This is a genomic window from Streptomyces callyspongiae (genome assembly GCF_047200695.1).
Taxonomy (GTDB): Bacteria; Actinomycetota; Actinomycetes; order Streptomycetales; family Streptomycetaceae; genus Streptomyces.
This window is the reverse complement of the sequence record NZ_JBJZOM010000005.1, coordinates 219,754-242,892: the sequence shown is the minus strand read 5'-3', so window position 1 is coordinate 242,892 and position 23,139 is coordinate 219,754. Positions and strand designations below refer to the sequence as shown.

Here is a 23,139-nt window from a genome sequence, read left to right as displayed (position 1 = left end):
ACCCCGGCCTCCCCCTCCTCGGGTCGGTGTCGGGCGACGGCGTGGGGCGGTGGGGCGTCATCCGATGTCCGGGGGATCGATCCGGATCCGGATCGCGGGCCCCTCGCGGGCGGCGAGACGGCGCGCGCGGGCCTGCTTGAGTGCGGCGGCGAGAGCCGTGCCGTCACCGGGCGGGACCCGGACCAGTGCCCGCTCCCACTGCTCTCCGGGGGGCGGTTCCCCGGTGCGCCGGGGGCGGCCCGGGGGCGGGACGGGCAGCGGTACCGGACCGAGAACCTCCGCGCGGGCGGGCAGTGCGGCGTCCTCGAGGAAGGGCAGCACGGTGCCGACGGGTCCGGAGGCGGCCGCCATGCGGGAGACGGGCGGAAAACCGAGTTCCGCACGCTCACCGAGTTCGCGGACCGCGTGGCCGGTGGGGTCCCAGCGCAGCAGCGCCTGCACGGGCCGCAGCGTCGGCTCGGCGACGACGAGCACCGTGCCGCCGTCGCCGTGCGGGCGGACCAGGGCGGCTGCCCCGAGCCACCGTCGCAGGGCCTCCTCGTCGGCCCGGAGGTCGGGGCGCCCGAGCAGGATCCAGCCGTCGAGCAGCAGAGCGGCGGCGTAGCCGGGGCCGTCGGCGACGGGTTCCGCCCCCGGGGTGGAGACCACGAGCGCGGGATGTTCGGGGACGGACTCCAGGATGTGGTCCCGGCCGGAGGTGCGGACGGGCACCGAGGGAAAGGCCCGGCCCAGCTCCTCGGCGGTGCGTCGCGCTCCGAAGGCGGTCCCGCGCAGGCGGGCGGCGCCGCATTCGGGGCAGCTCCACGACGGTGCGGGTTCGGCGCACCAGGCACAGCGCAGGGCGTCCTCGGGCCCGGTGGCTTCCAACGGGCCGTGGCAGCGGCCGCAGCGGGCCGGGGTGCGGCAGCGGGCGCAGGACAACCGGGGGACGTAGCCACGGCGGGGGACCTGCACCAGCACCGGCCCGTTCCGCAGCGCGTCCCGCACGGTGTGCCAGGCGATGCTGGGCAGCCGGGCGGAGCGCGCGGCCGGGTCGCGGGCGTCGTCGCCGTCCCCCACGGTGCGGATGAGTGGCGCGGCTTCGCGCACGGTCTCCCGCTCGGCGGTGAGGGGGCGGGCCCAGCCGCTCTCCACCAGTTGCGCCGCCTCCACGGTGCAGGTGTGGCTGCCGAGGAGCAGGCCGGCGTTCTCGTGCGCGGCGCGCAGCATCAGGACCTCGCGTGCGTGCGGCTGGGGCGCGTGGTCGTCGCCGTGGGCCGGGTCGGCGTCGTCCCAGACGGCGGCCAGTCCCAGGTCGTGCACGGGAGCGAACATGGCCGCCCGGGTGCCGACGACGGCGCGGACGGATCCCCGGGACACCGCGAGCCACCGGCGGTAGCGGACCTCCGGCCCCACTCCGGCGCTGAGCAGGACGTGTCGTCCCGCTCCGAGGAGAGCGGTGAGTGCTTCGTCCACGCGGGCCGCGGTCCGGCCGTCGGGCAGTACGGCGAGCGCGCCGCGGCCGGCCGCCAGGGAGGCAGCCATGGCACGGGCGAGTTCGTCGGGCCATCCCGGACCGGGGAGTGCGGTCCACACCGCCCGGGGTGCGGCACCGGCGCCGAGTGCGCTGAGGAGCGCGGGACCCTGGGGATAGCGCGCCCAGCCTCCCGGTGACGGGGCGGGGGGCGGAGGTGCGGCGGGCGGAGACGTCTCCTTCTCGACGCGGGCCAGACGCGGCGGCACGGCGAGCTGGACGACGTCGGCGAGGGAACCGGCGTACCGGTCGGCGACGGTGCGGCAGAGTGCGAGGAGACCGGGTGAGAGGACGGGTTCGGGCGAGAGGACCTGGGCGAGCGGTGCCAGCACGCCGCGAAACGCGCTCTCCTGCACCCGTTCGACGACGAATCCGTTCGTGAGGCGGCCCCCCTCGCGCCTTCCCTGCTTCTCTCCCGCTCCGAAGCGGACGCGGACCCGCACGCCGGGACGGGCCTCGGCGTCCATGGCGGCCGGTACCGCGTAGTCGAAGTAGCGGTCGAGGTGGAGCGGACCCTTGTCGACGAGCACCCGTGCGACCGGCCGGTCCGCTGCCAGGGCGGCACCCCGCCAGGTGCGTGGTCGGGCCCGCGGGCGGCTTCTGCGGACGGTGTCGCGCAGCAGGGCGAGCTGCTCCGGCGGCTGCTCCGCGGCACTGCCTCCGGTGTCGTCTGCGCTGCTCACAGGTTCAGTCCTACCAGAGAGCGCGGACACCGACGGCTGCGTGCCGTGGCCCGGCACCGAGGGTTCGGGCCGGGCCACGACAGGCGGGATGCGTCAGAGGCCGACGGCCTTGCGCAGCGCGTCGACCCGGTCGGTGCGCTCCCAGGTGAAGTCCGGCAGCTCACGGCCGAAGTGGCCGTAGGCGGCGGTCTGGGAGTAGATGGGCCGCAGCAGGTCCAGGTCGCGGATGATCGCGGCCGGACGGAGGTCGAAGACCTGGGAGATGGCCTGTTCGATCTTCTCCACGTCCGCCTTGGCGGTGCCGAAGGTCTCGACGAACAGGCCCACCGGCTCGGCCTTGCCGATGGCGTAGGCGACCTGCACCTCGCAGCGGGTCGCCAGGCCGGCGGCCACCACGTTCTTCGCGACCCAGCGCATCGCGTACGCGGCCGAGCGGTCGACCTTGGACGGGTCCTTGCCGGAGAAGGCACCACCGCCGTGACGGGCCATGCCGCCGTAGGTGTCGATGATGATCTTCCGGCCGGTGAGGCCGGCGTCGCCCATGGGGCCACCGATCTCGAAGCGGCCCGTGGGGTTCACCAGCAGGCGGTAGCCCTCGGTGTCGATCTTGATGCCGTCCTCGACGAGCTGCTTGAGCTCCGGTTCGACGACGAACTCGCGGATGTCGGGTGCGAGGAGGGAGTCCAGGTCGATGTCCGCGGCGTGCTGCGAGGACACCACGACGGTGTCCAGTCGGGCGGCCTTGTCGCCGTCGTACTCGATGGTGACCTGCGTCTTGCCGTCGGGGCGCAGGTAGGGGATGGTGCCGTTCTTCCGGACGGTGGACAGCCGCTCCGAGAGCCGGTGCGCCAGCGTGATGGGCAGCGGCATGAGCTCGGGCGTCTCGTCGCAGGCGTAGCCGAACATCAGGCCCTGGTCGCCCGCGCCCTGCTTGTCCAGGTCGTCGGACGCGTCCGCGCCCTCACTGCCGACCCGCTTCTCGTAGGCGGTGTCCACGCCCTGGGCGATGTCCGGGGACTGGGCGCCGATCGACTCGGACACGCCGCAGGAAGCGCCGTCGAAGCCCTTCTTGGACGAGTCGTAGCCGATCTCGAGGATCTTGTTGCGCACAAGGGTGGAGATGGGCGCGTAGGCCTTCGTGGTGACCTCTCCGGCCACGTGGACCAGGCCGGTGGTGATCAGTGTCTCGACGGCGACGCGGGAAGCCGGGTCGTCCTTGAGCAAGGCGTCGAGAATGGTGTCGCTGATCTGGTCGGCGATCTTGTCGGGGTGACCCTCGGTCACCGACTCCGAGGTGAACAGGCGGCGGGACACATCGCTCCCTGGGGTTGCAGCGGCTGCTGGCTGAACATGGTCGGACCGTTCGGGAGCTGCGCCCGAGGACGGTCCGCGGCCAGTTTATCCACTCAGGAGCGTTCCCAATCATTCCGTCTCGAACTGCGGCACGATTCAGGTGTTCCCCTACGCCCCGGCAAGCCGGTCCCGTACCAGATCCCACACGGTGTCGGCCAGATCCTCCTTCGGCCCGTACGGCACAGGCGTCTCACTGCCGTCGGCACCGAGCACGACCGCCTCGTTCTCCTCGGAGCCGAAGGTACGCCGCTCCCCCACCTCGTTGACGACGAGCAGGTCGCAGCGCTTGCGCGCCAGCTTCTTCCGGCCGTTCTCCAGCGGGTCGTCGGTCTCCGCCGCGAAGCCGACCACGACCTGTCCGGGGCGCGGACGCTCCGCTCCCAGCCCGGCGAGCACGTCCGGATTGCGGACGAGGGACACCGGTTCGGGGTCCCGGCCGTCCTGCTTCTTGATCTTTCCCGTCGCGTAGGAGGCAGGGCGAAAATCAGCCACCGCGGCAGCCATCACGACGGCGTCCGCATCGGCCGCGGCCGCGCCGACCGCCCGATGCAGCTCGACCGCCGTGCCGACACGGACGACGTCGACGCCTGCCGGATCCGGCAGCTCGGCGTGGGCGGCGACCAACGTGACCCTCGCGCCGCGGGCAGCGGCGGTGCGCGCGAGGGCCCAGCCCTGCTTCCCGGAGGACCGGTTCCCCAGGAAACGCACGGGGTCCAGCGGTTCCCTGGTGCCGCCGGCACTCACGACCACGTGCCGGCCCTCCAGATCTGCAGGCAGCACTCCCCGTGCCAGCAGGCGGCGGCACGCGCGGAAGATCTCCTCGGGGTCGGGCAGCCGGCCCTTGCCGGTGTCGGCTCCGGTGAGCCGGCCGACGGCCGGTTCCAGCACCACGCAGCCGCGGCTGCGCAGCGTGGCGACGTTGTCCCTGGTGGCCGGGTGCTCCCACATCTCGGTGTGCATGGCGGGAGCGAAGAGGACCGGGCACCTGGCAGTCAGCAGGGTGTTGGTCAGCAGGTCGTCGGCGAGGCCGTGCGCGGCCCTGGCCAGCAGGTCGGCGGTGGCCGGTGCCACGACCACCAGGCCCGCGCGGCGGCCGATGGTCACGTGCGGAACCTCGTGGACGGACTCCCACACCTCGGTGGCGGCCGGGCGTCCCGACAGCGCGGACCAGGTGGGTTCCCCCACGAAACGGAGCGCGGACGCCGTGGGGACCACGGTGACGGTGTGCCCCGACTCGGTGAGGCGGCGCAGCAGCTCGCACGCCTTGTACGCGGCGATGCCGCCGCCCACGCCCAGCACGACCTCGGCGTCTGCCCGGTTCATCCTCACTCCCTGCTGCCAGTCCGCTGCCCTGTACTGCCCGTGCGCTGCGACGGGACCTCCCGCCGCACGGCTGTTACCCATGACACACCACGGGCCCGGCAGTGCGCTGCCGGGCCCGTGGCGGATGCTGTGCCGCCGCTACTGGCCGGTGACCGGCCCGTCGACGGACTCGGAGGTGAGCAGACCCGCGTTGATCTCGCGCAGCGAGATGGAGAGCGGCTTCTCGTGGACGTGGGTGTCCACCAGCGGGCCGACGTACTCCAGCAGACCCTCGCCGAGCTGGGAGTAGTACGCGTTGATCTGGCGCGCGCGCTTGGCGGCGTAGATCACCAGGCTGTACTTCGAGTCGGTGGCCTCGAGCAGCTCATCAATCGGCGGGTTGATGATGCCCTCGGGCGTGGTGATGGAAGAGGACACGCTCTGCCTTCCGGAGGTGGTCACGAGGGGTGGTGCACGAGTTGCCGGTGCCGCACCGCCCCGGAGGGGGTCACGGTCGGGTCACTCGTCGTTCATCAAGGCTAGCAGCTCGGCGGACACGTCCTGGACAGAGGTGTTGACCAGGGTGGTGTCGAACTCCTCCTCCGCCGCCAGCTCGGTGCGCGCCGCGGCAAGACGCCGCTCGATCACCTCGGGGGCCTCGGTGCCACGGCCGGTGAGGCGACGCACCAGTTCTTCCCAGCTCGGCGGAACGAGGAAGACCAGACGCGCCTCCGGCATGGAGGCACGCACCAGCCGTGCGCCCTGCAGGTCGATCTCCAGCAGGACGGACTCCCCCGCCTCCAGCCGCTCCTGCACCGCGCGGCGCGGGGTGCCGTACCGGTTGCCGGCGAACTCCGCCCACTCGAGCAGCTCGCCGTTGGCGACGAGCTTGTCGAACTCCTCGTCGTCGACGAAGAAGTACTGCACGCCGTGCTGCTCGCCGGGGCGGGGAGCACGCGTGGTGGCGGAGACCGAGAGCCAGACCTCGGGGTGTTCTTTGCGCAGATGGGCGACGACCGTGCTCTTGCCGACCCCGGAGGGGCCGGAGAGCACGGTCAGCCGCGGACGATGAGCCATGAAGCGATTATCCAGGTTTCCCGCTCCGCGCGAAAACCTCGGCCTCAGGCGCTGCCGAACTCCCGCTCCAGGGCGGCGATCTGGTTGGACCCGAGACCGCGCACCCGACGGCTCTCGGAGATGCCCAGGCGCTCCATGATCTGCTTGGCGCGGACCTTGCCCACGCCCGGCAGGCTCTCCAGGAGGGCGCTGACCTTCATCTTTCCGATGACGTCGTTCTCCTGGCCCTGCTTGATGACTTCGTGGAGGGAAGCGCCGGAGTGCTTGAGCCGGTTCTTGACCTCGGCGCGCTCCCGGCGAGCCGCGGCGGCCTTCTCGAGCGCGGCTGCGCGCTGTTCAGGGGTAAGGGGCGGAAGAGCCACGCCTACGTCACCTCGGATGTCGAACTGTCGATTATGGATCGGTGTGGAACCTAGTAGCCCCGCACCCGCGGAGCAACGAGCAACGCGCTGTGCGTGCTCCCGACGGGAGACTAGCGGCCGTAGGCGCTCCAGTCAGCGCTAACTGCGGAAAAGTCCCTGGTCAGCTTGATTTCCGTAGCGGCATTTAGGGACATATCACCACAGATTGCCTCAGCAGAGAAGGGCTGCGAGCTGCTCGGCCCGAGTCCCGGCCTCCCGCCGCAGGCCGTCGACGGACGGGCCGCACCGCAGCACGCTCCGGCTGACGCTGGGGACCACGTGGTGCACCGCACCGCCGAAAACGCGCGGGAGATCGGCCGCCGTCGCCCCCTGCGCCCCGATCCCCGGCGCCAGCAGTGGACCGCCCATGGCGAGCGGGGCTCCCAGCTGCTCCGGAGCCTCACCGAGAGTGGCCCCGACCACCGCACCGAAGGAACCCATCGGCGCCGCTCCGGCATTCTCGGCCGCCAGTGCCTCGAGCACGCCCGCCGCCACACTCCTGCCCTCGGCGCCGCGGGCATGCTGGACCTCCGCACCCTCGGGATTGGAGGTGAGCGCCAGCACGAAGACGCCGCAGCCGTTCTCCCGTGCGAGGTCGAGCGCCGGACGCAGCGCGCCGAACCCGAGGTACGGGCTGAGCGTGACCGCGTCCGAGAACAGCGGCGACCCCTTCTCCAGGTAGGCCGAGGCGTATGCGGCCATGGTGGAGCCGATGTCCCCCCGTTTGGCGTCGGTGACCACCAGCGCGCCAGCACCGCGGGCTTCGGCCACGGCCCGTTCCAGTACGGCGATCCCCCGGGAACCGAAACGCTCGAAGAACGCGGACTGCGGCTTGAGCACCGCGACACGTTCCGCCAGGGCTTCCACGACGGTACGCGTGAAGCGTTCCAGGCCGCCGAGGTCGTCGGTCAGTCCCCACGCGGCCAGCAGGGACGGGTGCGGGTCGATCCCGACGCAGAGGGGACCGCGGTCGTCCATCGCGCGGCGGAGCCTGGCCCCGAAGGGTTCCTGCACGGTCTGCTGCGTCACGCGGCCGCCTCCCTGCTGCCCCTGGTGTCGGCTCCCACGGCTTCGGCGAGGGTGGCGTAGGGACTGGCGTCGAGCCGCGCGGCGAGCCCCCGGTGGATACGACGGCTCCACGACGGCCCGTGGTAGACGAAAGCGCTGTAGCCCTGCACGAGCGTGGCGCCGGCCAGGATGCGCCGCCACACGTCCTCGGCGTCCTCCACTCCCCCGACACCGACCAGCACGAGCCTGTCCCCCACCCGGGTGTACAGGCGGCGGAGGACGTCGAGGGAACGCGCCTTCAGCGGTGCCCCGGACAACCCGCCCGTCTCCGCGGTGGCCGACGGGGAGGAGACGAGCCCGAGGCCGTCGCGGGCGACGGTGGTGTTGGTGGCGATGATGCCGTCCAGGCCGAGGTCGAGGGCGAGGTCGGCCACGGCGTCGACGTCCTCGTCGGCCAGGTCGGGAGCGATCTTGACCAGCAGCGGCACCCTCCGCCCGACGACGGCCTCGTCGGCCGCTGCCCGCACCGCGGCGAGGAGCGGACGCAGCTGCTCCGTCGCCTGCAGGTCCCGCAGACCGGGCGTGTTGGGCGAGGAGACGTTGACGACCAGGTAGTCGGCGTGCGGGGCGAGGCGCCGGGTCGAGGCGACGTAGTCGGACACGGCTTCCGCGTCGGGCGTCGCCTTCGTCCTGCCGATGTTGACCCCGACTGCGGTACGGAAGGCGGCGCCGCCCGCGGCACGGCGGGCCAGCCGGTCCGCGACCGCTGCCGAGCCGTCGTTGTTGAAACCCATCCGGTTGACGAGCGCCCGGTCCCGCTCCAGCCGGAACAGGCGCGGGCGGGGATTTCCGGGCTGCGGCTCCGCGGTGACCGTGCCGGTCTCCACGTGGTCGAACCCGAGCATGGCCAGGCCGTCGATCACCGTGGCGTTCTTGTCGAAGCCGGCCGCCATCCCGAACGGGCCGTGCATGCGCAGCCCGAGCGCCTCCGTGCGCAGGCCGCGGTACCGCGGGGCGAGGAACGCGGCGAGGAGGGTCCGCAGCACCGGCACGCGTGCCGCGCGCCGCAGCCACGCGACCGCGGCGGTGTGGGCCCGTTCGGGATCGGCACGCCGGAGGACGGTGCGGAAGAGGAGCTGGTACATGCGCGGCCTCACGCCTTCCGGGTGGCGGTCAGGTGACGGGCGTGCTCCTGGAGGGAGCGGACCCCGACCTCACCGCGGCTGAGCGCCTCGATGCCCTGCACCGCTGCCGCGAGCGCCTGCACCGTGGTCAGGCAGGGCACCGAGCGGGCGACGGCGGCGGTACGGATGTCGTAGCCGTCCAGCCGTCCACCGGTCCCGTAGGGTGTGTTGACGATCAGGTCGACCTGGCCGTCGTGGATGAGCTGGACGATGGTCCGCTCGCCGTCCGGCCCCTCCCCCTCGCTGTGCTTGCGCACCACGGTCGCGTTGATGCCGTTGCGCTTGAGGACCTCGGCGGTGCCGGAGGTGGCCAGCAGTTCGAAGCCGTGGGCGACCAGTTCCCGGGCCGGGAAGATCATCGAGCGCTTGTCGCGGTTGGCGACGGAGACGAAGGCCCGGCCCTTGGTGGGCAGCGCGCCGTAGGCCGCGGCCTGGGACTTCCCGTAGGCGGTGCCGAAGACGGAGTCGATGCCCATCACCTCGCCCGTGGAGCGCATCTCCGGGCCGAGCACGGTGTCCACGCCGCGCCCGTGGACGTCGCGGAACCGCGACCAGGGCATGACCGCCTCCTTGACGGAGATCGGCGCGTCCAGGGGCAGGGTTCCGCCGTCGCCCTCGGGAGGCAGCAGGCCCTCCGTGCGCAGCTCTGCCACGGTCGCTCCCAGGGAGATGCGGGCGGCCGCCTTGGCCAGCGGGACGGCGGTGGCCTTGGAGGTGAACGGGACCGTCCGGGAGGCGCGCGGGTTGGCCTCGAGGACGTAGAGGATGTCTCCGGACATGGCGAACTGGATGTTGATCAGACCGCGGACGCCGACACCGGCGGCGATGGCCTCCGTGGAGGCCCGCAGTCGCTTGACGTCGTGGCCTCCCAGTGTGATGGGCGGCAGCGCGCAGGCGGAGTCGCCGGAGTGGATACCGGCCTCCTCGATGTGCTCCATGACGCCGCCCAGGTACAGCTCGCTGCCGTCGTACAGGGCGTCGACGTCGATCTCGATGGCGTCGTCGAGGAAACGGTCCACCAGAACGGGGTGCTCGGAGATGAGGCCCGCGTGGCGGCTCAGGTACTCGGCGAGGGACGGCTCGTCGTACACGATCTCCATGCCGCGCCCGCCCAGCACGTAGGACGGCCGGACCATGACGGGGTAGCCGATCTCGGCCGCGATCTCCTTGGCCTGTTCGAAGGAGTAGGCGGTGCCGTACTTGGGCGCCGGCAGCCCGGCCTCCGTGAGGACCCGCCCGAAGGCGCCGCGCTCCTCGGCGAGGTTGATCGCCTCGGGAGAGGTGCCCACGATGGGGACGCCGTTGTCCTTGAGCGCCTGTGCCAGGCCCAGCGGCGTCTGGCCGCCGAGCTGGACGACGACGCCCGCCACCGGGCCGGCCTGCTGCTCGGCGTGGACGATCTCCAGGACGTCCTCGAGGGTGAGCGGCTCGAAGTAGAGCCGGTCGGAGGTGTCGTAGTCCGTGGAGACGGTCTCGGGGTTGCAGTTGACCATCACGGTCTCGTAGCCGGCGTCGTGCAGGGCGAAGCAGGCGTGCACGCAGGAGTAGTCGAACTCGATGCCCTGGCCGATGCGGTTGGGCCCGGAACCGAGAATGATCACCGCGGGTGTACGGCGGGGCTCGACCTCGGTCTCCTCGTCGTACGAAGAGTAGAAGTACGGGGTGCGGGCGGCGAACTCGGCCGCGCAGGTGTCCACCGTCTTGTAGACCGGCCGCACACCGAGCGCGTGGCGTACCTCGCGCACCACGTCCTCCCGCAGACCGCGGACGGAGGCGATCTGCGCGTCGGACAGGCCGTGGCGCTTGGCCGTCCGCAGGAGTCCGGCGTCGAGGCGTTCGGAGTCCGCGACCTCCTGCGCCGTCTCGTGGATGAGGAAGAGCTGGTCGACGAACCACGGATCGATCTGCGTCGCGTCGAAGACCTCCTGCGGCGTGGCGCCCGCCCGGATGGCGCCCATGACGGTGTTGATGCGGCCGTCGGTGGGGCGGGCGGCCTGCGCGAGCAGGGTGTCCTTGTCGCCCGGTGGAGCGGCGAAGTCGAACTGCGAATCCTTCTTCTCCAAGGACCGCAGCGCCTTGTTGAGCGCCTCGGGGAAGTTCCGGCCGACGGCCATGGCCTCCCCCACCGACTTCATGGTGGTGGTCAGCGTGTTGTCGGCGGCGGGGAACTTCTCGAAGGCGAACCGCGGAGCCTTGACCACGACGTAGTCGAGCGTCGGCTCGAAGGAGGCCGGCGTCTTCTCGGTGATGTCGTTGGGGATCTCGTCGAGCGTGTAGCCGATGGCGAGCCGCGCGGCGATCTTGGCGATGGGGAAGCCGGTGGCCTTGGAGGCCAGGGCGCTGGAGCGCGAAACGCGCGGGTTCATCTCGATGACGACGACGCGGCCGTCCTCGGGGTTGACGGCGAACTGGATGTTGCAGCCGCCGGTGTCGACGCCGACCTCGCGGATCACCGCGATCCCGATGTCGCGCAGCACCTGGTACTCACGGTCCGTGAGCGTCATGGCGGGTGCGACCGTGATCGAGTCTCCGGTGTGGACTCCCATGGGGTCGAAGTTCTCGATGGAACACACGACGACCACGTTGTCGTTCCTGTCGCGCATCAGCTCCAGCTCGTACTCCTTCCAGCCGAGGATGGACTCCTCCAGGAGCACCTCGGTGGTGGGTGAGAGTTCGAGCCCCTGCCCGGCGATGCGCCGCAACTCGGCCTCGTCGTGGGCGAAGCCGGAACCCGCCCCGCCCATGGTGAAGGACGGGCGGACGACGACCGGGTACCCGCCGAGGCCGTCGACCCCGGCCAGCACCTCCTCCATGGAGTGGCAGATCACCGAGCGGGCCGACTCGCCGTGGCCGGTCTGCGCGCGGACGACCTCCACGACCTCCTTGAAGCGGTCCCGGTCCTCGCCCTTGTGGATGGCGTCGACCTCGGCTCCGATGAGTTCGACGCCGTGTTCGGCGAGCGCCCCGGAGTCGTGCAGGGCGATGGCGGTGTTCAGCGCTGTCTGCCCGCCGAGGGTGGGCAGCAGGGCGTCCGGGCGTTCCTGGACGATGATCCGCTCGACGAACTCCGCGGTGATCGGCTCCACGTAGGTCGCGTCGGCGATCTCGGGGTCCGTCATGATCGTGGCGGGGTTGGAGTTCACCAGGATCACCCGGAACCCCTCGGACTTCAGGACGCGGCACGCCTGGGTCCCGGAGTAGTCGAACTCGGCGGCCTGGCCGATGACGATCGGGCCGGAGCCGATGACCAGGACGGACTGGATATCGGTGCGCTTAGGCACGCTGGCCCTCCATGAGCTGGACGAAGCGGTCGAAGAGGTAGGCGGCGTCGTGCGGCCCGGCGGCCGCTTCGGGGTGGTACTGCACGCTGAAGGCGGGCCGGTCGAGGAGCCGCAGCCCCTCGACGACGTCGTCGTTGAGGCAGCGGTGCGAGACCTCGGCCCGCCCGTAGGGGGTGTCGGTCGGCCCGTCGAGGGGCGCGTCGACGGCGAAGCCGTGGTTGTGGGCGGTCACCTCGACCTTGCCCCCGGACCACGAACCCTGCGCGGTGCGCTCCTGCACGGGCTGGTTGATGCCGCGGTGGCCGTACTTGAGCTTGAAGGTCCCGAAGCCCAGGGCGCGGCCGAGGATCTGGTTGCCGAAGCAGATCCCGAAGAGCGGGGTACGACGGTCCAGGACCTCCCGCATGAGGGAGACGGCGCGGTCGGCGGTCGCCGGGTCGCCGGGGCCGTTGGAGAAGAACACTCCGTCGGGTGCGACGGCCTCGACGTCCTCGATGCCGGCGTGCGCCGGCAGCACGTGGACCTCGATGCCGCGCTCGGCCATCAGCCGGGGCGTCGTCCCCTTGATGCCGAGGTCGACGGCGGCGACGGTGAACCGTTTGGCCCCTCGGGCCGGAACCACACGGGCGACGTCGGTGGCGACCTCTCCGCTGAGGTCGGCTCCCTTCATCTGCGGCGCGGACCTGACGCGGTCCACGAGGACGGACTCCTCCGCGAGCGCGTCGCCGGAGAAGATGCCGACGCGCATGGCGCCGCGCTCCCGCAGGTGACGTGTCAGGGCCCGGGTGTCGACCCCGCTGATGCCGACGACGCCCTGGGAGGCCAGTTCGTCGTCGAGGGTCCGCACCGCGCGCCAGTTGGACGGGATGCGGGCGGGGTCGCGCACGACGTAGCCCGCGACCCAGATGCGGCCCGACTCGGAGTCCTCGTCGTTGACCCCGGTGTTGCCGACGTGCGGGGCGGTCATCACGACCACCTGGCGGTGGTAGGACGGGTCGGTGAGGGTCTCCTGGTATCCGGTCATGCCGGTGTTGAAGACGGCTTCGCCGAGGGTCTCCCCCACCGCGCCGTAGGCGCTGCCGCGGAAGACACGGCCGTCCTCCAGGACGAGGGCGGCGCGGGGCTGCCGGTTCCGCTGGACGGGGGTGGTCATCGTGCACCTTCCTGTGCGTTCGTCAGGGCGTTCACCGCGTCCACCCACGCGGGGTGGTCGGCGGCGCGGTCGGAGCGGAAGCCCGAGTCGAGACGGCGGTCGCCGTGCTCCCAGGTGATCACCAGCAGGCCGCCCTCGGTCAGGACCTTGCCGGCGATCCCCTTGTCGAGACGGGCTCCGCGCAGCCGGGCGGCCGGAATGAAGAAGTCCTCGGCGCCGGGACGGCGGACGTCGACCCCGGCGTCGGTGAGGTGGACCTCCGCTCTGCTGCGCACGCCCAGGCCGCGGGCGACGATCCGGTCCAGCCACTGACCGGCGGTGGTCGAACCGTGGTAGCGGCCGGTGAGGCGGAGGCGTTCCGCGCCGGGCGACTTCGGGGCTTCGGGAAGCGGCGGCAGATCGGCCTGGAGGGTTCCGCGCCACTTCCACCCCTGCCGCATCAGCCAGTACAGCAGAGCGACGAAGAGCAGCAGGCCGACGGTCCAGGCGATGCGCTCCGGCCAGTGGGTGACCTCCTGGGACGCGGGAGCCGCGGCCACGAGCGCGGCCAGGGGATCGGGGTGGAGGGAGAGGTTCGGGGATACCAAGGAACTCACTGCAGCTTTCCGTCGACGACCGTCGCCGTGCCCCGCAGGAAGGTGTGCGTGACGCGGCCGGGCAGCTCGCGCCCCTGGTACGGGGTGTTGCGGCTGCGGGAGGCGAAGCCCGCGGGGTCAACCGGACCACGGTATTCCGGATCGAGCAGGGTGAGGTTCGCCGGCTCACCGGGTGAGACGGGACGGCCCTGCCCGGCGAGGCGTCCGATCGCAGCGGGCCGGAACGACATGCGGTCGGCCACGGCCGGCCAGTCGAGCAGTCCCGTGCCGACCATGGTGTGCATCACCACGGACAGGGCGGTCTCCAGTCCGACCATCCCCATGGCGGCGGCACCCCATTCGCAGTCCTTGTCCTCGTGGGGGTGCGGAGCGTGGTCCGTGGCCACGCAGTCGATCGTGCCGTCGGCCAGCGCCTCGCGCAGTGCCTGCACGTCGGCAGCCGTACGCAGCGGAGGGTTCACCTTGTAGACCGGGTCGTAGGAACGTACGAGGTCGTCGGTGAGCAACAGGTGGTGCGGGGTGACCTCGGCGGTGACATCCCAGCCCTTGGACTTGGCCCACCGCACGATCTCCACGGAGCCCGCGGTGGAGACGTGGCAGATGTGGACCCGGGATCCGACGTGGGCGGCGAGCAGCACGTCCCGGGCGATGATCGACTCCTCGGCCACCGCGGGCCAGCCGCCGAGGCCGAGTTCGGCGGAGACCGCGCCCTCGTTCATCTGGGCGTTCTCGGTGAGGCGGGGTTCCTGCGCGTGCTGGGCCACGACGCCGTCGAAGGCCTTCACGTACTCCAGCGCACGGCGCATGATCACCGCGTCGTCCACACACCTGCCGTCGTCGGAGAAGACCCGGACCCCGGCTGCGGACTCGTGCATGGCGCCGAGTTCGGCCAGTTGCTTGCCCTCGAGCCCGACGGTGACGGCGCCGACCGGCTGGACGTCGCAGTGTCCGGCCTCACGGCCCAGCCGCCACACCTGTTCGACGACGCCCGCGGTGTCGGCGACGGGGAAGGTGTTGGCCATCGCGTGCACCGCGGTGAACCCTCCGCGGGCGGCGGCGCGGGTGCCGGTCAGGACGGTCTCGGAGTCCTCACGGCCCGGCTCGCGCAGATGGGTGTGCAGGTCGACGAGACCGGGCAGCAGGATCCGGCCCTCCGCCTCGACGGTGCGGACCCCGGCGGCGGGCAGGTCGGCTCCCACGCGGGCGATCGTGCCGTCCTCGATCAGCACGTCGGCGGGCTCGCCGCCGAGGACGCGTGCGCCGCGGATCAGGGTGGTGCTCATCGGTCGGTCTCCTCGGCGCTGGGTGCGGTGTGGGTGGTGGTGAGGGCGGGTTCGCTGCCGCCGAGCAGCAGGTAGAGCACGGCCATCCGGGTGCTGACGCCGCTCGCGACCTGCTCGACGGCCGTGCAGCGCGGGGAATCGGCGACGTCAGCGGTGATCTCCATGCCCCGGTTCATCGGGCCGGGGTGCATGACGAGTGCGTGTCCCGGCATGCGGGCCATGCGCCGGCCGTCGAGGCCGTACCGGCGGGCGTACTCGCGTTCGGTCGGGAAGTAGGCGGCGTTCATCCGCTCGCGCTGCACCCGCAGCATCATCACGGCGTCGGACTTGTCGAGAACGGCGTCCAGGTCGTAGCTGACCTCGCAGGGCCAGCCCTCGATGCCGACCGGCACCAGCGTGGGAGGTGCCACCAGGGTGACGCGTGCGCCCAGCGTGCTCAGCAGGTGCACGTTGGAGCGGGCGACGCGGCTGTGCAGGATGTCCCCCACGATGGTGACGCGGCGCCCGGAGAGGTCGGAGCCGGTGGCGTCGCCCTCGCACAGGCGTCGGCGCAGGGTGAAGGCGTCGAGCAGGGCCTGGGTGGGGTGTTCGTGCGTGCCGTCGCCCGCGTTGACGACGCTGCCGCCGATCCAGCCGGAGGTCGCCAGCCGGTGGGGGGCACCGGAGTCGTGGTGACGGATGATCACGGCATCCGCGCCCATGGCCTCCAGGGTGAGCGCGGTGTCCTTGAGGGATTCCCCCTTGGACACGGAGGAGCCCTTGGCAGCGAAGTTGATCACGTCTGCGGAGAGGCGTTTCGCTGCCGCCTCGAACGAGATGCGGGTCCGTGTGGAGTCCTCGAAGAAGAGGTTCACCACCGTGCGCCCCCGCAGCGTGGGGAGCTTCTTGACCGGCCGGTCCGCGATACGGGCCATCTCCTCGGCGGTGTCGAGGACGAGGACGGCATCGTCGTGGGTGAGGTCGGCGGCCGAGATGAGGTGACGCTTCATCTGTTGCCTTGTCTGGGTGTGGGAGAGGGCGGCGCGCCGTGGTTCCGCGTCCGGGCAGCGCGCGGCGGGGTGTCCCGCCCGCCCGGTCCGCCGCGGGGGTGGCTGCGCCGACGTGGTCGTCGTGCTGCTAGGAGCCCCGGACGGGAGCGGACTCGCGGGCGCCGAGGAGCACGCCGTCGCGGCCGTCCTCCTCGGCGAGTCGCACCTTGACCGTCTCGCGCAGGGAGGTGGGGAGGTTCTTGCCGACGTAGTCGGCGCGGATCGGCAGCTCGCGGTGGCCGCGGTCGACGAGTACGGCGAGCTGGACAGCGCGGGGCCTTCCGATGTCGCCGAGGGCGTCGAGCGCGGCACGGATGGTGCGGCCCGAGAAGAGCACGTCGTCGACGAGGACGACGAGGCGGCCGTCCACGCCGTCGGACGGGATGTCGGTCCGGGCGAGGGCCCGGGCGGGACGCATCCGCAGGTCGTCGCGGTACATGGTGATGTCGAGGGAGCCGACGGGCACGGCGCGGCCGGTGATCTCCTCGAGCTTGGCGGCCAACCGGCCTGCCAGGAACACGCCGCGTGTGGGGATCCCGAGAAGCACGACGTCCTCCGCGCCCTTGGCGCGTTCGACGATCTCGTGCGCGATGCGGGTGACGACCCGCGCGATGTCGGGGGCCTCCAGTACGGGCCGGGCGTTGTCGGGGTGGGCGTCTTCCCCGGGGGGTGGGCCGGTGGTGGTTTCCACGGCTGAGGACCTCCTTCTCCGCCTCACGGGACGGTCTTTAAAGGACGCCTGATTGTGCGCCGCCCAGGGTAGCAGGAGAGCTGCCACCCGCATCCCGGGGAGGCCTCTTCGACCTGATCGGACGCAGCGGACCCCGTTCAGCTTGACGGCGCACATTACGCTGCGTAATCTCACAGTGAGTTACCAAGACGTCCCCCGGGGAGCTCTATGTCCAGCGAATACGCCAAGCAGCTCGGAGCCAAGCTCCGGGCCATCCGCACGCAGCAAGGTCTCTCGCTCCATGGTGTCGAGGAGAAGTCCCAGGGGCGCTGGAAAGCCGTCGTGGTCGGCTCGTACGAGCGGGGCGACCGCGCGGTGACCGTACAGCGCCTCGCCGAGCTGGCGGACTTCTACGGCGTGCCGGTGCAGGAGCTGCTGCCGGGCACCACCCCCGGCGGCGCCGCCGAGCCGCCGCCGAAGCTGGTACTCGACCTGGAGCGGCTCGCGCACGTGCCCGCGGATCAGGCGGGCCCGCTGCAGCGCTACACCGCAACGATCCAGAGCCAGCGAGGCGACTACAACGGCAAGGTCCTGTCGATCCGGCAGGACGACCTGCGCACGCTCGCGGTGATCTACGACCAGTCGCCCTCGGTGCTGACCGAGCAGCTCATCAGCTGGGGTGTACTGGACGCGGACGCCCGTCGTGCCGTTTCGCACGAGGAGGCCTGACCGGCAGGCGAAGGGCCCGGGACGCCGGCATCGGCGTCCCGGGCCCTTCGCAGTGGTGCAGCGCCTTCAGCGGCGCAGGCCGGGGCCGAGGTCCTTCAACCTGCCCAGCAGACCGTTGATGAACGTCGGGGAATCGTCCGTCGAGAACTCCCTGGCCAGCTGGACGGCCTCGTCGAGGACGACTGCGTCGGGTGTGTCCTCACCCCACAGCAGCTCGTACGCGCCGAGCCGGAGGATGCTGCGGTCGACGACCGGCATCCTGTCCAGCGTCCACCCGACGGAGTAGGTCGAGATCAGCTCGTCGATACGCTGCGCGTGCTTCGCATACCCCTCGACCAGCTCCATGGTGTACTCCGTGACGGGAGGCTGGCGCGGATCCGTCCGCGCATGCCGTATCCAGTCCGCGAGAACGTCCTGGACGGAGCTGCCGCGCTGGTCCGCCTCGAAGAGGATCTGGAAGGCGCGCTTCCGCGCCTTGTTGCGGGCAGCCACGGTTAGCTGTTCACCCGGCCGAGGTACTCGCCGGAGCGCGTGTCCACCTTGATCTTCTCACCGGTGGTGATGAAGAGCGGCACCCCGACCTCGTAGCCGGTCTCCAGGCGGGCGGGCTTGGAACCTCCCGTCGACCGGTCGCCCTGGACGCCCGGCTCGGTGTGCTCGATGGTCAACTCCACCGCGGCGGGCAGCTCCACGAAGAGGGGGTTGCCCTGATACATCGCGACGGTCGCTTCGAAGCCCTCGACGAGGTAGTTGGCGGCGGTGTCGACCACCTCCGGGGTGACGTGGATCTGGTCGAAGGTGTCCATGTCCATGAAGACGAACAGTTCACCGTCCATGTAGGAGAACTGCATGCCACGGCGGTCCACGGTGGCCGTCTCGACCTTGGTGCCGGCGTTGAAGGTCTTGTCGACGATCTTGCCGGACAGGACGTTCTTCAGCTTGGTGCGGACGAAGGCAGGTCCCTTGCCGGGCTTGACGTGCTGGAACTCGACGACGGACCAGAGCTGGCCGCCGTCGAGCTTGAGCACCATGCCGTTCTTGAGGTCGTTCGTGCTGGCCACGGTTGTCTGAATCTCCTGAGACTGCTGCGGGTACCAGTGAGCGCCGGCCCCTGTCTCACAGGGCCAGCAGCTCCTTGGTCGTGATCGTGAGTAGCTCGGGCCCGCCGTCCGCCGCCGGGCGGACGACGAGCGTGTCGTCGATCCGGACTCCGCCCCGTCCCGGGAGGTGGACTCCCGGTTCGACGGTGACCGGCACACGATCGTCCAGTTTACTCACGGCGGCGGGAGCCAGCCGAGGGTCCTCTCCGATTTCGAGTCCCACCCCGTGCCCGGTGGCCGGTCCGAGCGCCTCGGCGTAGCCCGCGGAGTCGAGCACCGTCCGGGCGGCGCGGTCCACGTCGCGGCAGGCGGCACCGGGGGCGAGCGCCTCCCTCGCCGCTCGCTGCGCGGCGAACACCAGGTCGTAGAGTTCTATCTGCCAGGCGGCGGGCGCCGTCCCGATCACGAAGGTCCGTGCGATCCGGCAGCGGTAGCCGCGGTAGCGGGCCCCGAGGCGCACCGAGAGAAAGTCGCCCTCCTCGACGCGGCGATCGGTGGGGGCATGCGCGGCCAGACCGGCATGGGGGCCGGTGGCGACCGACGTCGGGAAGGCGGGGCCCTCCGCCCCGTGGTCGATGAGCCGGCGTTCCAGTTCGAGGGCCAGGTGCCGTTCGGTGCGGCCGACCAGAATGGACTCCAGGAGTTCTCCCAGAGCGTGGTCGGTGATCTCCGCGGCGATCCGCAGGGCGGCGATCTCGTCCTCGTCCTTCACCAGGCGCTGCTGCTCCACTGCGCACGTCAGCGGCGCCAGCGGCAGCTCGGGAGCCGCCGCCCGGAGCGCACGGTGGCGGGCCACGGTCACATCGTGCTCCTCGACCGCGAGGGAGTCCGCCCCCGAACGGGCGGCAAGTGCGGCCGCGGCGACCGCACCGTCCGCGTCCTCGCCGGACAGGTCGAGCACACGCACACCACTGGGCGGTCCCCAGGCGGCCGGGGGCTGCGGCGGGAGGTCCGCGGGGAGCACCAGGGTGTCGCGGCCGTCGGGTGCCAGCAGGAGCACGGCCCCCGGCTGTCCGGCCCCTGCGAGGTAGCGGACGTTGGCGGGACGGGTGACCAGCACGGCGCCGGCGGCGCTGCCGTGCGCCGCACAGCGCTCGCGGAGCCTGAGCCGCCGCAGCATGTGCACGTCGGACATGTCGTGAGCGTACGGTCGCCCGACACGACGGGCCGTTCGGGAGGGTCCGAGCGGGCGACGGGACGTCCCCGCACGGCACGGTGCCGCACGGAAAGTGTCGGCCGCGCCCCGTACAGTCGGTGACCGAGGCCTGATCCCGCACGCCCGGCCGGCTGCCCGCCGGCCCCGGCGGTTCCGCTGCCCGACCGGTGGCACCGGGGCGGACGCGGCGGACCGCATCACCGAGGGAGACACCGATGGGCACAGTCACCGCGTCGAGCCGTTCCGCAGCCGCGCCGCACCCTGCCGACGGTCACGACCTGATCCGCGTGCACGGGGCGCGGGAGAACAACCTGCAGGGCGTCAGCATCGCGATCCCGAAGCGTCGCCTGACGGTGTTCACCGGGGTCTCCGGTTCGGGCAAGAGTTCCCTGGTGTTCGGCACGATCGCCGCCGAGTCGCAGCGGTTGATCAACGAGACGTACAGCGCGTTCCTGCAGGGTCTGATGCCCACGACGGCCCGTCCGGAGGTCGACGTGCTCGACGGCGTGACGACCGCGATCGCCGTGGACCAGCAGCGTATGGGTTCCGACACCCGGTCCACCGTGGGCACCGCCACCGATGCCCACGCGATGCTGCGCATCCTCTTCAGCCGCCTCGGCGATCCCCACGTCGGCCCTCCCAACGCGTTCTCCTTCAACGTCGCCTCCGTCCGGGCGAGCGGAGCCATCACGGTCGAACGTGGCAGCGCCCGGACACAGACCGTCACCTTCACCCGCAGCGGCGGCATGTGCCCGCGCTGCGAGGGCCTGGGGACGGCGTCGGACATCGACCTCTCGCAACTCTTCGACGACTCCAGGTCGCTCGCCGAGGGCGCGATCACCGTTCCCGGGTACAAGGGGGACGGCTGGGTCGTGCGGCTCTTCCGGGAGTCGGGATTCCTCGACCCGCACAAGCCGATTCGCGCCTACACGGAGACCGAGCGGCACGACTTCCTCCACCGCGGACCGACGAAGGTGAAGATCAACGGGATCAACCTCACCTACGAGGGCCTGATTCCCAAGATCCAGAAGTCCTTCCTCTCCAAGGACCGGGAGGCGATGCAGCCGCACATCCGCGCATTCGTCGACCGCGCCGTCACCTTCACGGCCTGCCCCGACTGCGACGGTACCCGCCTCAGCGAAACGGCCCGCTCCTCGCTCGTCGACGGGCGCAGCATCGCCGACGCCTGCGCCATGCAGGTCAGTGACCTCGCCTCATGGGTACGGGGCCTGGAAGAGCCTTCGGTGGCGCCGCTGCTGGAAGCGCTGGGACGAACCCTCGAGTCGTTCGTGGAGATCGGGCTGGGCTACCTGACCCTCGACCGGCCGTCCGGCACGCTCTCGGGGGGAGAGTCTCAGCGGGTGAGGATGATCCGCCATCTCGGATCGTCGCTCACCGACGTCACCTACGTCTTCGATGAGCCCACCACGGGACTGCACCCGCACGACATCCGGCGGATGAACGAACTCCTGCTCCGGCTCCGGGACAAGGGGAACACGGTCCTCGTCGTCGAGCACGAGCCGGAGACGATCGCGATCGCCGACCACGTGGTCGACCTCGGCCCGGGTGCCGGCACCGCCGGCGGCACCGTCTGCTTCGAGGGCACACCGGACGGGCTGCGGGGTTCGGACACGCGCACCGGGCGTCACCTGGGCGACCGGACCGCGCTGAAGACGTCGGTGCGGGAACACACGGGACGCCTCGCGATCCGCGGAGCGTCGACGCACAACCTCCAGGACGTCGACGTGGACGTACCGTTGGGAGCGCTCGTCGTCGTCACCGGCGTCGCCGGCTCCGGGAAGAGCTCTCTGGTGAACGGGTCGTTGCCCGGGGACGCGGACGTGGTGGCGATCGGCCAGGATGCGATCCGCGGGTCGCGCCGTAGCAACCCGGCGACGTACACCGGGCTGCTCGACCCCGTCCGCAAGGCCTTCGCGAAGGCCAACGGCGTCAAGCCGGGGCTGTTCAGTGCGAACTCCTCCGGGGCGTGCCCGGGATGCAACGGCGCCGGCGTCGTCTACACCGATCTGGCGATGATGGCAGGCGTCGCCGTCACCTGCGAGGAGTGCGCGGGGAAACGGTTCGAGGCATCGGTGCTGGACCACCGTCTCGGCGGCCGCGACATCAGCGAGGTGCTGGCGATGCCGGTGCGGGAGGCCGAGGAGTTCTTCGGCTCCGGCGAGGCCCGGGTACCGGCGGCCCGCAGAATCCTGCGCCGTCTGACCGACGTGGGCCTGGGCTATCTGACACTGGGCCAGCCACTGACGACCCTCTCCGGCGGTGAGCGGCAACGCCTCAAGCTGGCCACGCACATGGCCGCGAAGGGCGGCATCTACGTCCTCGACGAACCGACAGCGGGACTGCACCTGGCCGACGTCGAGCAACTGCTCGGCCTGCTGGACCGGTTGGTGGACGCCGGGACGTCGGTGATCGTCGTCGAGCACCACCAGGCGGTCATGGCGCACGCCGACTGGATCATCGATCTAGGGCCGGGTGCCGGACACGACGGCGGCCGCGTCGTGTTCGAGGGGACGCCGGCCGATCTGGTCGCCGCCCGGTCCACTCTCACCGGTGAACATCTCGCGGCGTACGTGGGCGGCTGACCGCGGGTTCCGGCAGGGGGCGCCGGGTCGCAGCCGCGGCAGCGGGACTGGTGCTCCGCGTGCCGGTGCGGCGGGGAGGGCGGGCTACCAGGAGGGCGGGCTCGCCAGGCTGCGAGCCACCGCCTCGTCGAGCATCCTGGCGGTGGTGGCGACGTCCTGCTGGGTGTTGTCGATGATCGGCAGCCCTGAGCTGTACCAGCCGGCCATCCTCCCGTGGATGTGCGCGACCTCGTCGTCGCTGAGCCGGCGGTTGCCGGAGCGCCCGGCGTTGCGTTCCAGGACCGTCTCCAGCCCGGGCAGCAGGACGACGGGTATGAGCCCGGGCCCCACATGGCGCTTCCATCCGCCGAGACCCACCACGGGCCAGTCGGGGAACACCGCGTCGTCCAGAATGCAGGAGATCCCGTTGGCCAGGAAGTTGCGGGCGGCGAAGCCGCAGGTGCGGCGGGCCAGCCGGTACTGGGCCTCGGAGTGGTCGTTCCAGCCCGACTGCGGGTCCGCGAAACCGAACCGCACCCACTCCCGCACGTCGTCAAGGCTGATGTGGGCGGTGGGAACGCGCCTGCGGTCCGCCCAGTGCCGGGCCACCGTGGTCTTGCCCGCCCCGGCGGGCCCGATCAGCAGGACGGCGACGGCGGCGCGCGTGGCGTCGAGGGCGGACGTGTCCGCTCCGGGGGCGGGAAGGGAGACCGGTGTGCCGGACGGCAGGGCGATGTGCCCGGTGCCGCCGTCCTGCGAAGGAGGCCCGGCCGGGCCTCCGCCGCCGTTCCACTCCGTCCGGGACGGTGGGGCGGGCGGAGGTCCCGGAGGCGGAACGGGAGGCTGCGGCGGGTGTCCGTGGTACGGCCCGGACGGCGGGAACGGCTGCTGCGTTCCGTACTGCTGCATCCGTTCCCCTGTCATGTCGCTTCCGTGCCGCACGGAACTGGTTGTCGGATACCGCACGGTACCCTTCCCCCGCCGTCCACGTTTGAACGGCGGGTGCGGCGCGGGAGTTCCCGCGGCGCAGCTTCGCCGAG

The 23,139-nt window shown here is 71.6% G+C and carries 20 protein-coding genes; 2 read left to right on the top strand and 18 right to left on the bottom strand.

The genetic code is table 11. The features are described from left to right. Positions 1-57 precede the first annotated feature (57 nt). The 14 genes from ACL06G_RS06770 to pyrR all read right to left on the bottom strand — a co-directional run bounded on the left by ACL06G_RS06770 (position 58) and on the right by pyrR (position 16,553). A complete protein-coding gene (locus tag ACL06G_RS06770; RefSeq protein WP_412784327.1) occupies positions 58-2,196 on the bottom strand; it encodes a primosomal protein N' in 2,139 nt (712 codons plus the stop codon). Between the two features lie 93 nt (positions 2,197-2,289). Beyond that, complete coding sequence (gene metK, locus ACL06G_RS06765; protein WP_412784326.1) at positions 2,290-3,510, bottom strand: methionine adenosyltransferase; 1,221 nt, start codon at positions 3,508-3,510, stop codon at positions 2,290-2,292. A 147-nt stretch (positions 3,511-3,657) separates the two neighbouring features. Next, positions 3,658-4,872, bottom strand: coding sequence for a bifunctional phosphopantothenoylcysteine decarboxylase/phosphopantothenate--cysteine ligase CoaBC (gene coaBC / locus ACL06G_RS06760; protein ID WP_412835567.1), 1,215 nt, complete (start codon positions 4,870-4,872; stop codon positions 3,658-3,660). 138 nt (positions 4,873-5,010) lie between these two features. Further along, on the bottom strand, positions 5,011-5,289 hold the full coding sequence (gene rpoZ / locus ACL06G_RS06755) for a DNA-directed RNA polymerase subunit omega (protein WP_412784324.1): 279 nt from the start codon (positions 5,287-5,289) through the stop codon (positions 5,011-5,013). Positions 5,290-5,370: 81 nt separating this feature from the next. After that, the gene (gmk, locus tag ACL06G_RS06750; protein WP_412835566.1) at positions 5,371-5,928 is read right to left on the bottom strand and encodes a guanylate kinase; all 558 of its coding nucleotides are present in this window, start codon (positions 5,926-5,928) and stop codon (positions 5,371-5,373) included. Between the two features lie 44 nt (positions 5,929-5,972). Next, positions 5,973-6,290: an integration host factor gene (locus ACL06G_RS06745; RefSeq protein ID WP_027762615.1), complete on the bottom strand. Its 318-nt coding sequence runs from the start codon at positions 6,288-6,290 to the stop codon at positions 5,973-5,975. Positions 6,291-6,500: 210 nt separating this feature from the next. Beyond that, positions 6,501-7,358, bottom strand: coding sequence for an orotidine-5'-phosphate decarboxylase (gene pyrF / locus ACL06G_RS06740; RefSeq protein ID WP_412784322.1), 858 nt, complete (start codon positions 7,356-7,358; stop codon positions 6,501-6,503). Further along, positions 7,355-8,482: a quinone-dependent dihydroorotate dehydrogenase gene (locus ACL06G_RS06735; protein ID WP_412784321.1), complete on the bottom strand. Its 1,128-nt coding sequence runs from the start codon at positions 8,480-8,482 to the stop codon at positions 7,355-7,357. Before ACL06G_RS06735 ends, pyrF begins: the two co-directional genes overlap by 4 nt. Before the next feature lie 8 nt (positions 8,483-8,490). Beyond that, positions 8,491-11,802 carry a carbamoyl-phosphate synthase large subunit gene (carB, locus tag ACL06G_RS06730; RefSeq protein ID WP_412835565.1) on the bottom strand — a complete coding sequence of 1,104 codons (3,312 nt, stop codon included), beginning with the start codon at positions 11,800-11,802 and terminating at the stop codon, positions 8,491-8,493. Beyond that, positions 11,795-12,955 carry a glutamine-hydrolyzing carbamoyl-phosphate synthase small subunit gene (carA, locus tag ACL06G_RS06725; protein WP_412784319.1) on the bottom strand — a complete coding sequence of 387 codons (1,161 nt, stop codon included), beginning with the start codon at positions 12,953-12,955 and terminating at the stop codon, positions 11,795-11,797. Before carA ends, carB begins: the two co-directional genes overlap by 8 nt. Next, positions 12,952-13,551 carry a PH-like domain-containing protein gene (locus ACL06G_RS06720; protein WP_412784318.1) on the bottom strand — a complete coding sequence of 200 codons (600 nt, stop codon included), beginning with the start codon at positions 13,549-13,551 and terminating at the stop codon, positions 12,952-12,954. Before ACL06G_RS06720 ends, carA begins: the two co-directional genes overlap by 4 nt. Then, positions 13,548-14,834 (bottom strand): dihydroorotase, encoded by a 1,287-nt coding sequence (locus ACL06G_RS06715; RefSeq protein WP_412784317.1) that lies wholly within the window; start codon positions 14,832-14,834, stop codon positions 13,548-13,550. The genes ACL06G_RS06720 and ACL06G_RS06715 overlap by 4 nt, the downstream gene beginning before the upstream one ends. After that, a complete protein-coding gene (locus ACL06G_RS06710) occupies positions 14,831-15,823 on the bottom strand; it encodes an aspartate carbamoyltransferase catalytic subunit (RefSeq protein WP_412784316.1) in 993 nt (330 codons plus the stop codon). Before ACL06G_RS06710 ends, ACL06G_RS06715 begins: the two co-directional genes overlap by 4 nt. Before the next feature lie 127 nt (positions 15,824-15,950). Continuing rightward, positions 15,951-16,553: a bifunctional pyr operon transcriptional regulator/uracil phosphoribosyltransferase PyrR gene (gene pyrR, locus ACL06G_RS06705; RefSeq protein WP_412784315.1), complete on the bottom strand. Its 603-nt coding sequence runs from the start codon at positions 16,551-16,553 to the stop codon at positions 15,951-15,953. A gap of 207 nt (positions 16,554-16,760) precedes the next feature. Between pyrR and bldD the strand changes: the two genes are divergently transcribed. Continuing rightward, positions 16,761-17,261, top strand: a complete 501-nt coding sequence (bldD, locus tag ACL06G_RS06700) for a transcriptional regulator BldD (RefSeq protein WP_412784314.1) — start codon at positions 16,761-16,763, stop codon at positions 17,259-17,261. 66 nt (positions 17,262-17,327) lie between these two features. Here bldD and nusB read toward each other — a convergent pair whose 3' ends face one another. From nusB to ACL06G_RS06685, 3 genes are read right to left on the bottom strand one after another with little or no spacing between them, the layout of a single operon-like run. Continuing rightward, positions 17,328-17,753, bottom strand: coding sequence for a transcription antitermination factor NusB (gene nusB / locus ACL06G_RS06695; protein WP_412784313.1), 426 nt, complete (start codon positions 17,751-17,753; stop codon positions 17,328-17,330). Between the two features lie 2 nt (positions 17,754-17,755). Further along, entirely contained in the window at positions 17,756-18,322 is a 567-nt protein-coding gene (efp, locus tag ACL06G_RS06690) for an elongation factor P (protein ID WP_412784312.1), read from the bottom strand. 55 nt (positions 18,323-18,377) lie between these two features. After that, complete coding sequence (locus ACL06G_RS06685; RefSeq protein ID WP_412784311.1) at positions 18,378-19,496, bottom strand: M24 family metallopeptidase; 1,119 nt, start codon at positions 19,494-19,496, stop codon at positions 18,378-18,380. 236 nt (positions 19,497-19,732) lie between these two features. Here ACL06G_RS06685 and ACL06G_RS06680 point away from each other — a divergent pair, with 236 nt between their 5' ends. Beyond that, positions 19,733-22,120, top strand: coding sequence for an ATP-binding cassette domain-containing protein (locus ACL06G_RS06680; RefSeq protein WP_412784310.1), 2,388 nt, complete (start codon positions 19,733-19,735; stop codon positions 22,118-22,120). A gap of 84 nt (positions 22,121-22,204) precedes the next feature. On the opposite strand, the gene ACL06G_RS06675 is transcribed toward ACL06G_RS06680, so the two are convergent. Continuing rightward, a complete protein-coding gene (locus ACL06G_RS06675) occupies positions 22,205-23,008 on the bottom strand; it encodes an AAA family ATPase (protein ID WP_412784405.1) in 804 nt (267 codons plus the stop codon). Positions 23,009-23,139 lie beyond the last annotated feature (131 nt).

Excerpts from the sequence above, each read along its gene's own strand:
- coaBC (WP_412835567.1), bottom strand. The coding sequence starts at position 4,872 with ATGAACCGGGCAGACGCCGAGGTCGTGCTGGGCGTGGGCGGCGGCATC.
- gmk (WP_412835566.1), bottom strand. The coding sequence starts at position 5,928 with ATGGCTCATCGTCCGCGGCTGACCGTGCTCTCCGGCCCCTCCGGGGTC.
- ACL06G_RS06735 (WP_412784321.1), bottom strand. The coding sequence starts at position 8,482 with ATGTACCAGCTCCTCTTCCGCACCGTCCTCCGGCGTGCCGATCCCGAA.
- carA (WP_412784319.1), bottom strand. The coding sequence starts at position 12,955 with ATGACCACCCCCGTCCAGCGGAACCGGCAGCCCCGCGCCGCCCTCGTC.
- ACL06G_RS06715 (WP_412784317.1), bottom strand. The coding sequence starts at position 14,834 with ATGAGCACCACCCTGATCCGCGGCGCACGCGTCCTCGGCGGCGAGCCC.
- ACL06G_RS06710 (WP_412784316.1), bottom strand. The coding sequence starts at position 15,823 with ATGAAGCGTCACCTCATCTCGGCCGCCGACCTCACCCACGACGATGCC.
- bldD (WP_412784314.1), top strand. The coding sequence starts at position 16,761 with ATGTCCAGCGAATACGCCAAGCAGCTCGGAGCCAAGCTCCGGGCCATC.
- ACL06G_RS06685 (WP_412784311.1), bottom strand. The coding sequence starts at position 19,496 with ATGTCCGACGTGCACATGCTGCGGCGGCTCAGGCTCCGCGAGCGCTGT.
- ACL06G_RS06680 (WP_412784310.1), top strand. The coding sequence starts at position 19,733 with ATGGGCACAGTCACCGCGTCGAGCCGTTCCGCAGCCGCGCCGCACCCT.
- ACL06G_RS06675 (WP_412784405.1), bottom strand. The coding sequence starts at position 23,008 with ATGCAGCAGTACGGAACGCAGCAGCCGTTCCCGCCGTCCGGGCCGTAC.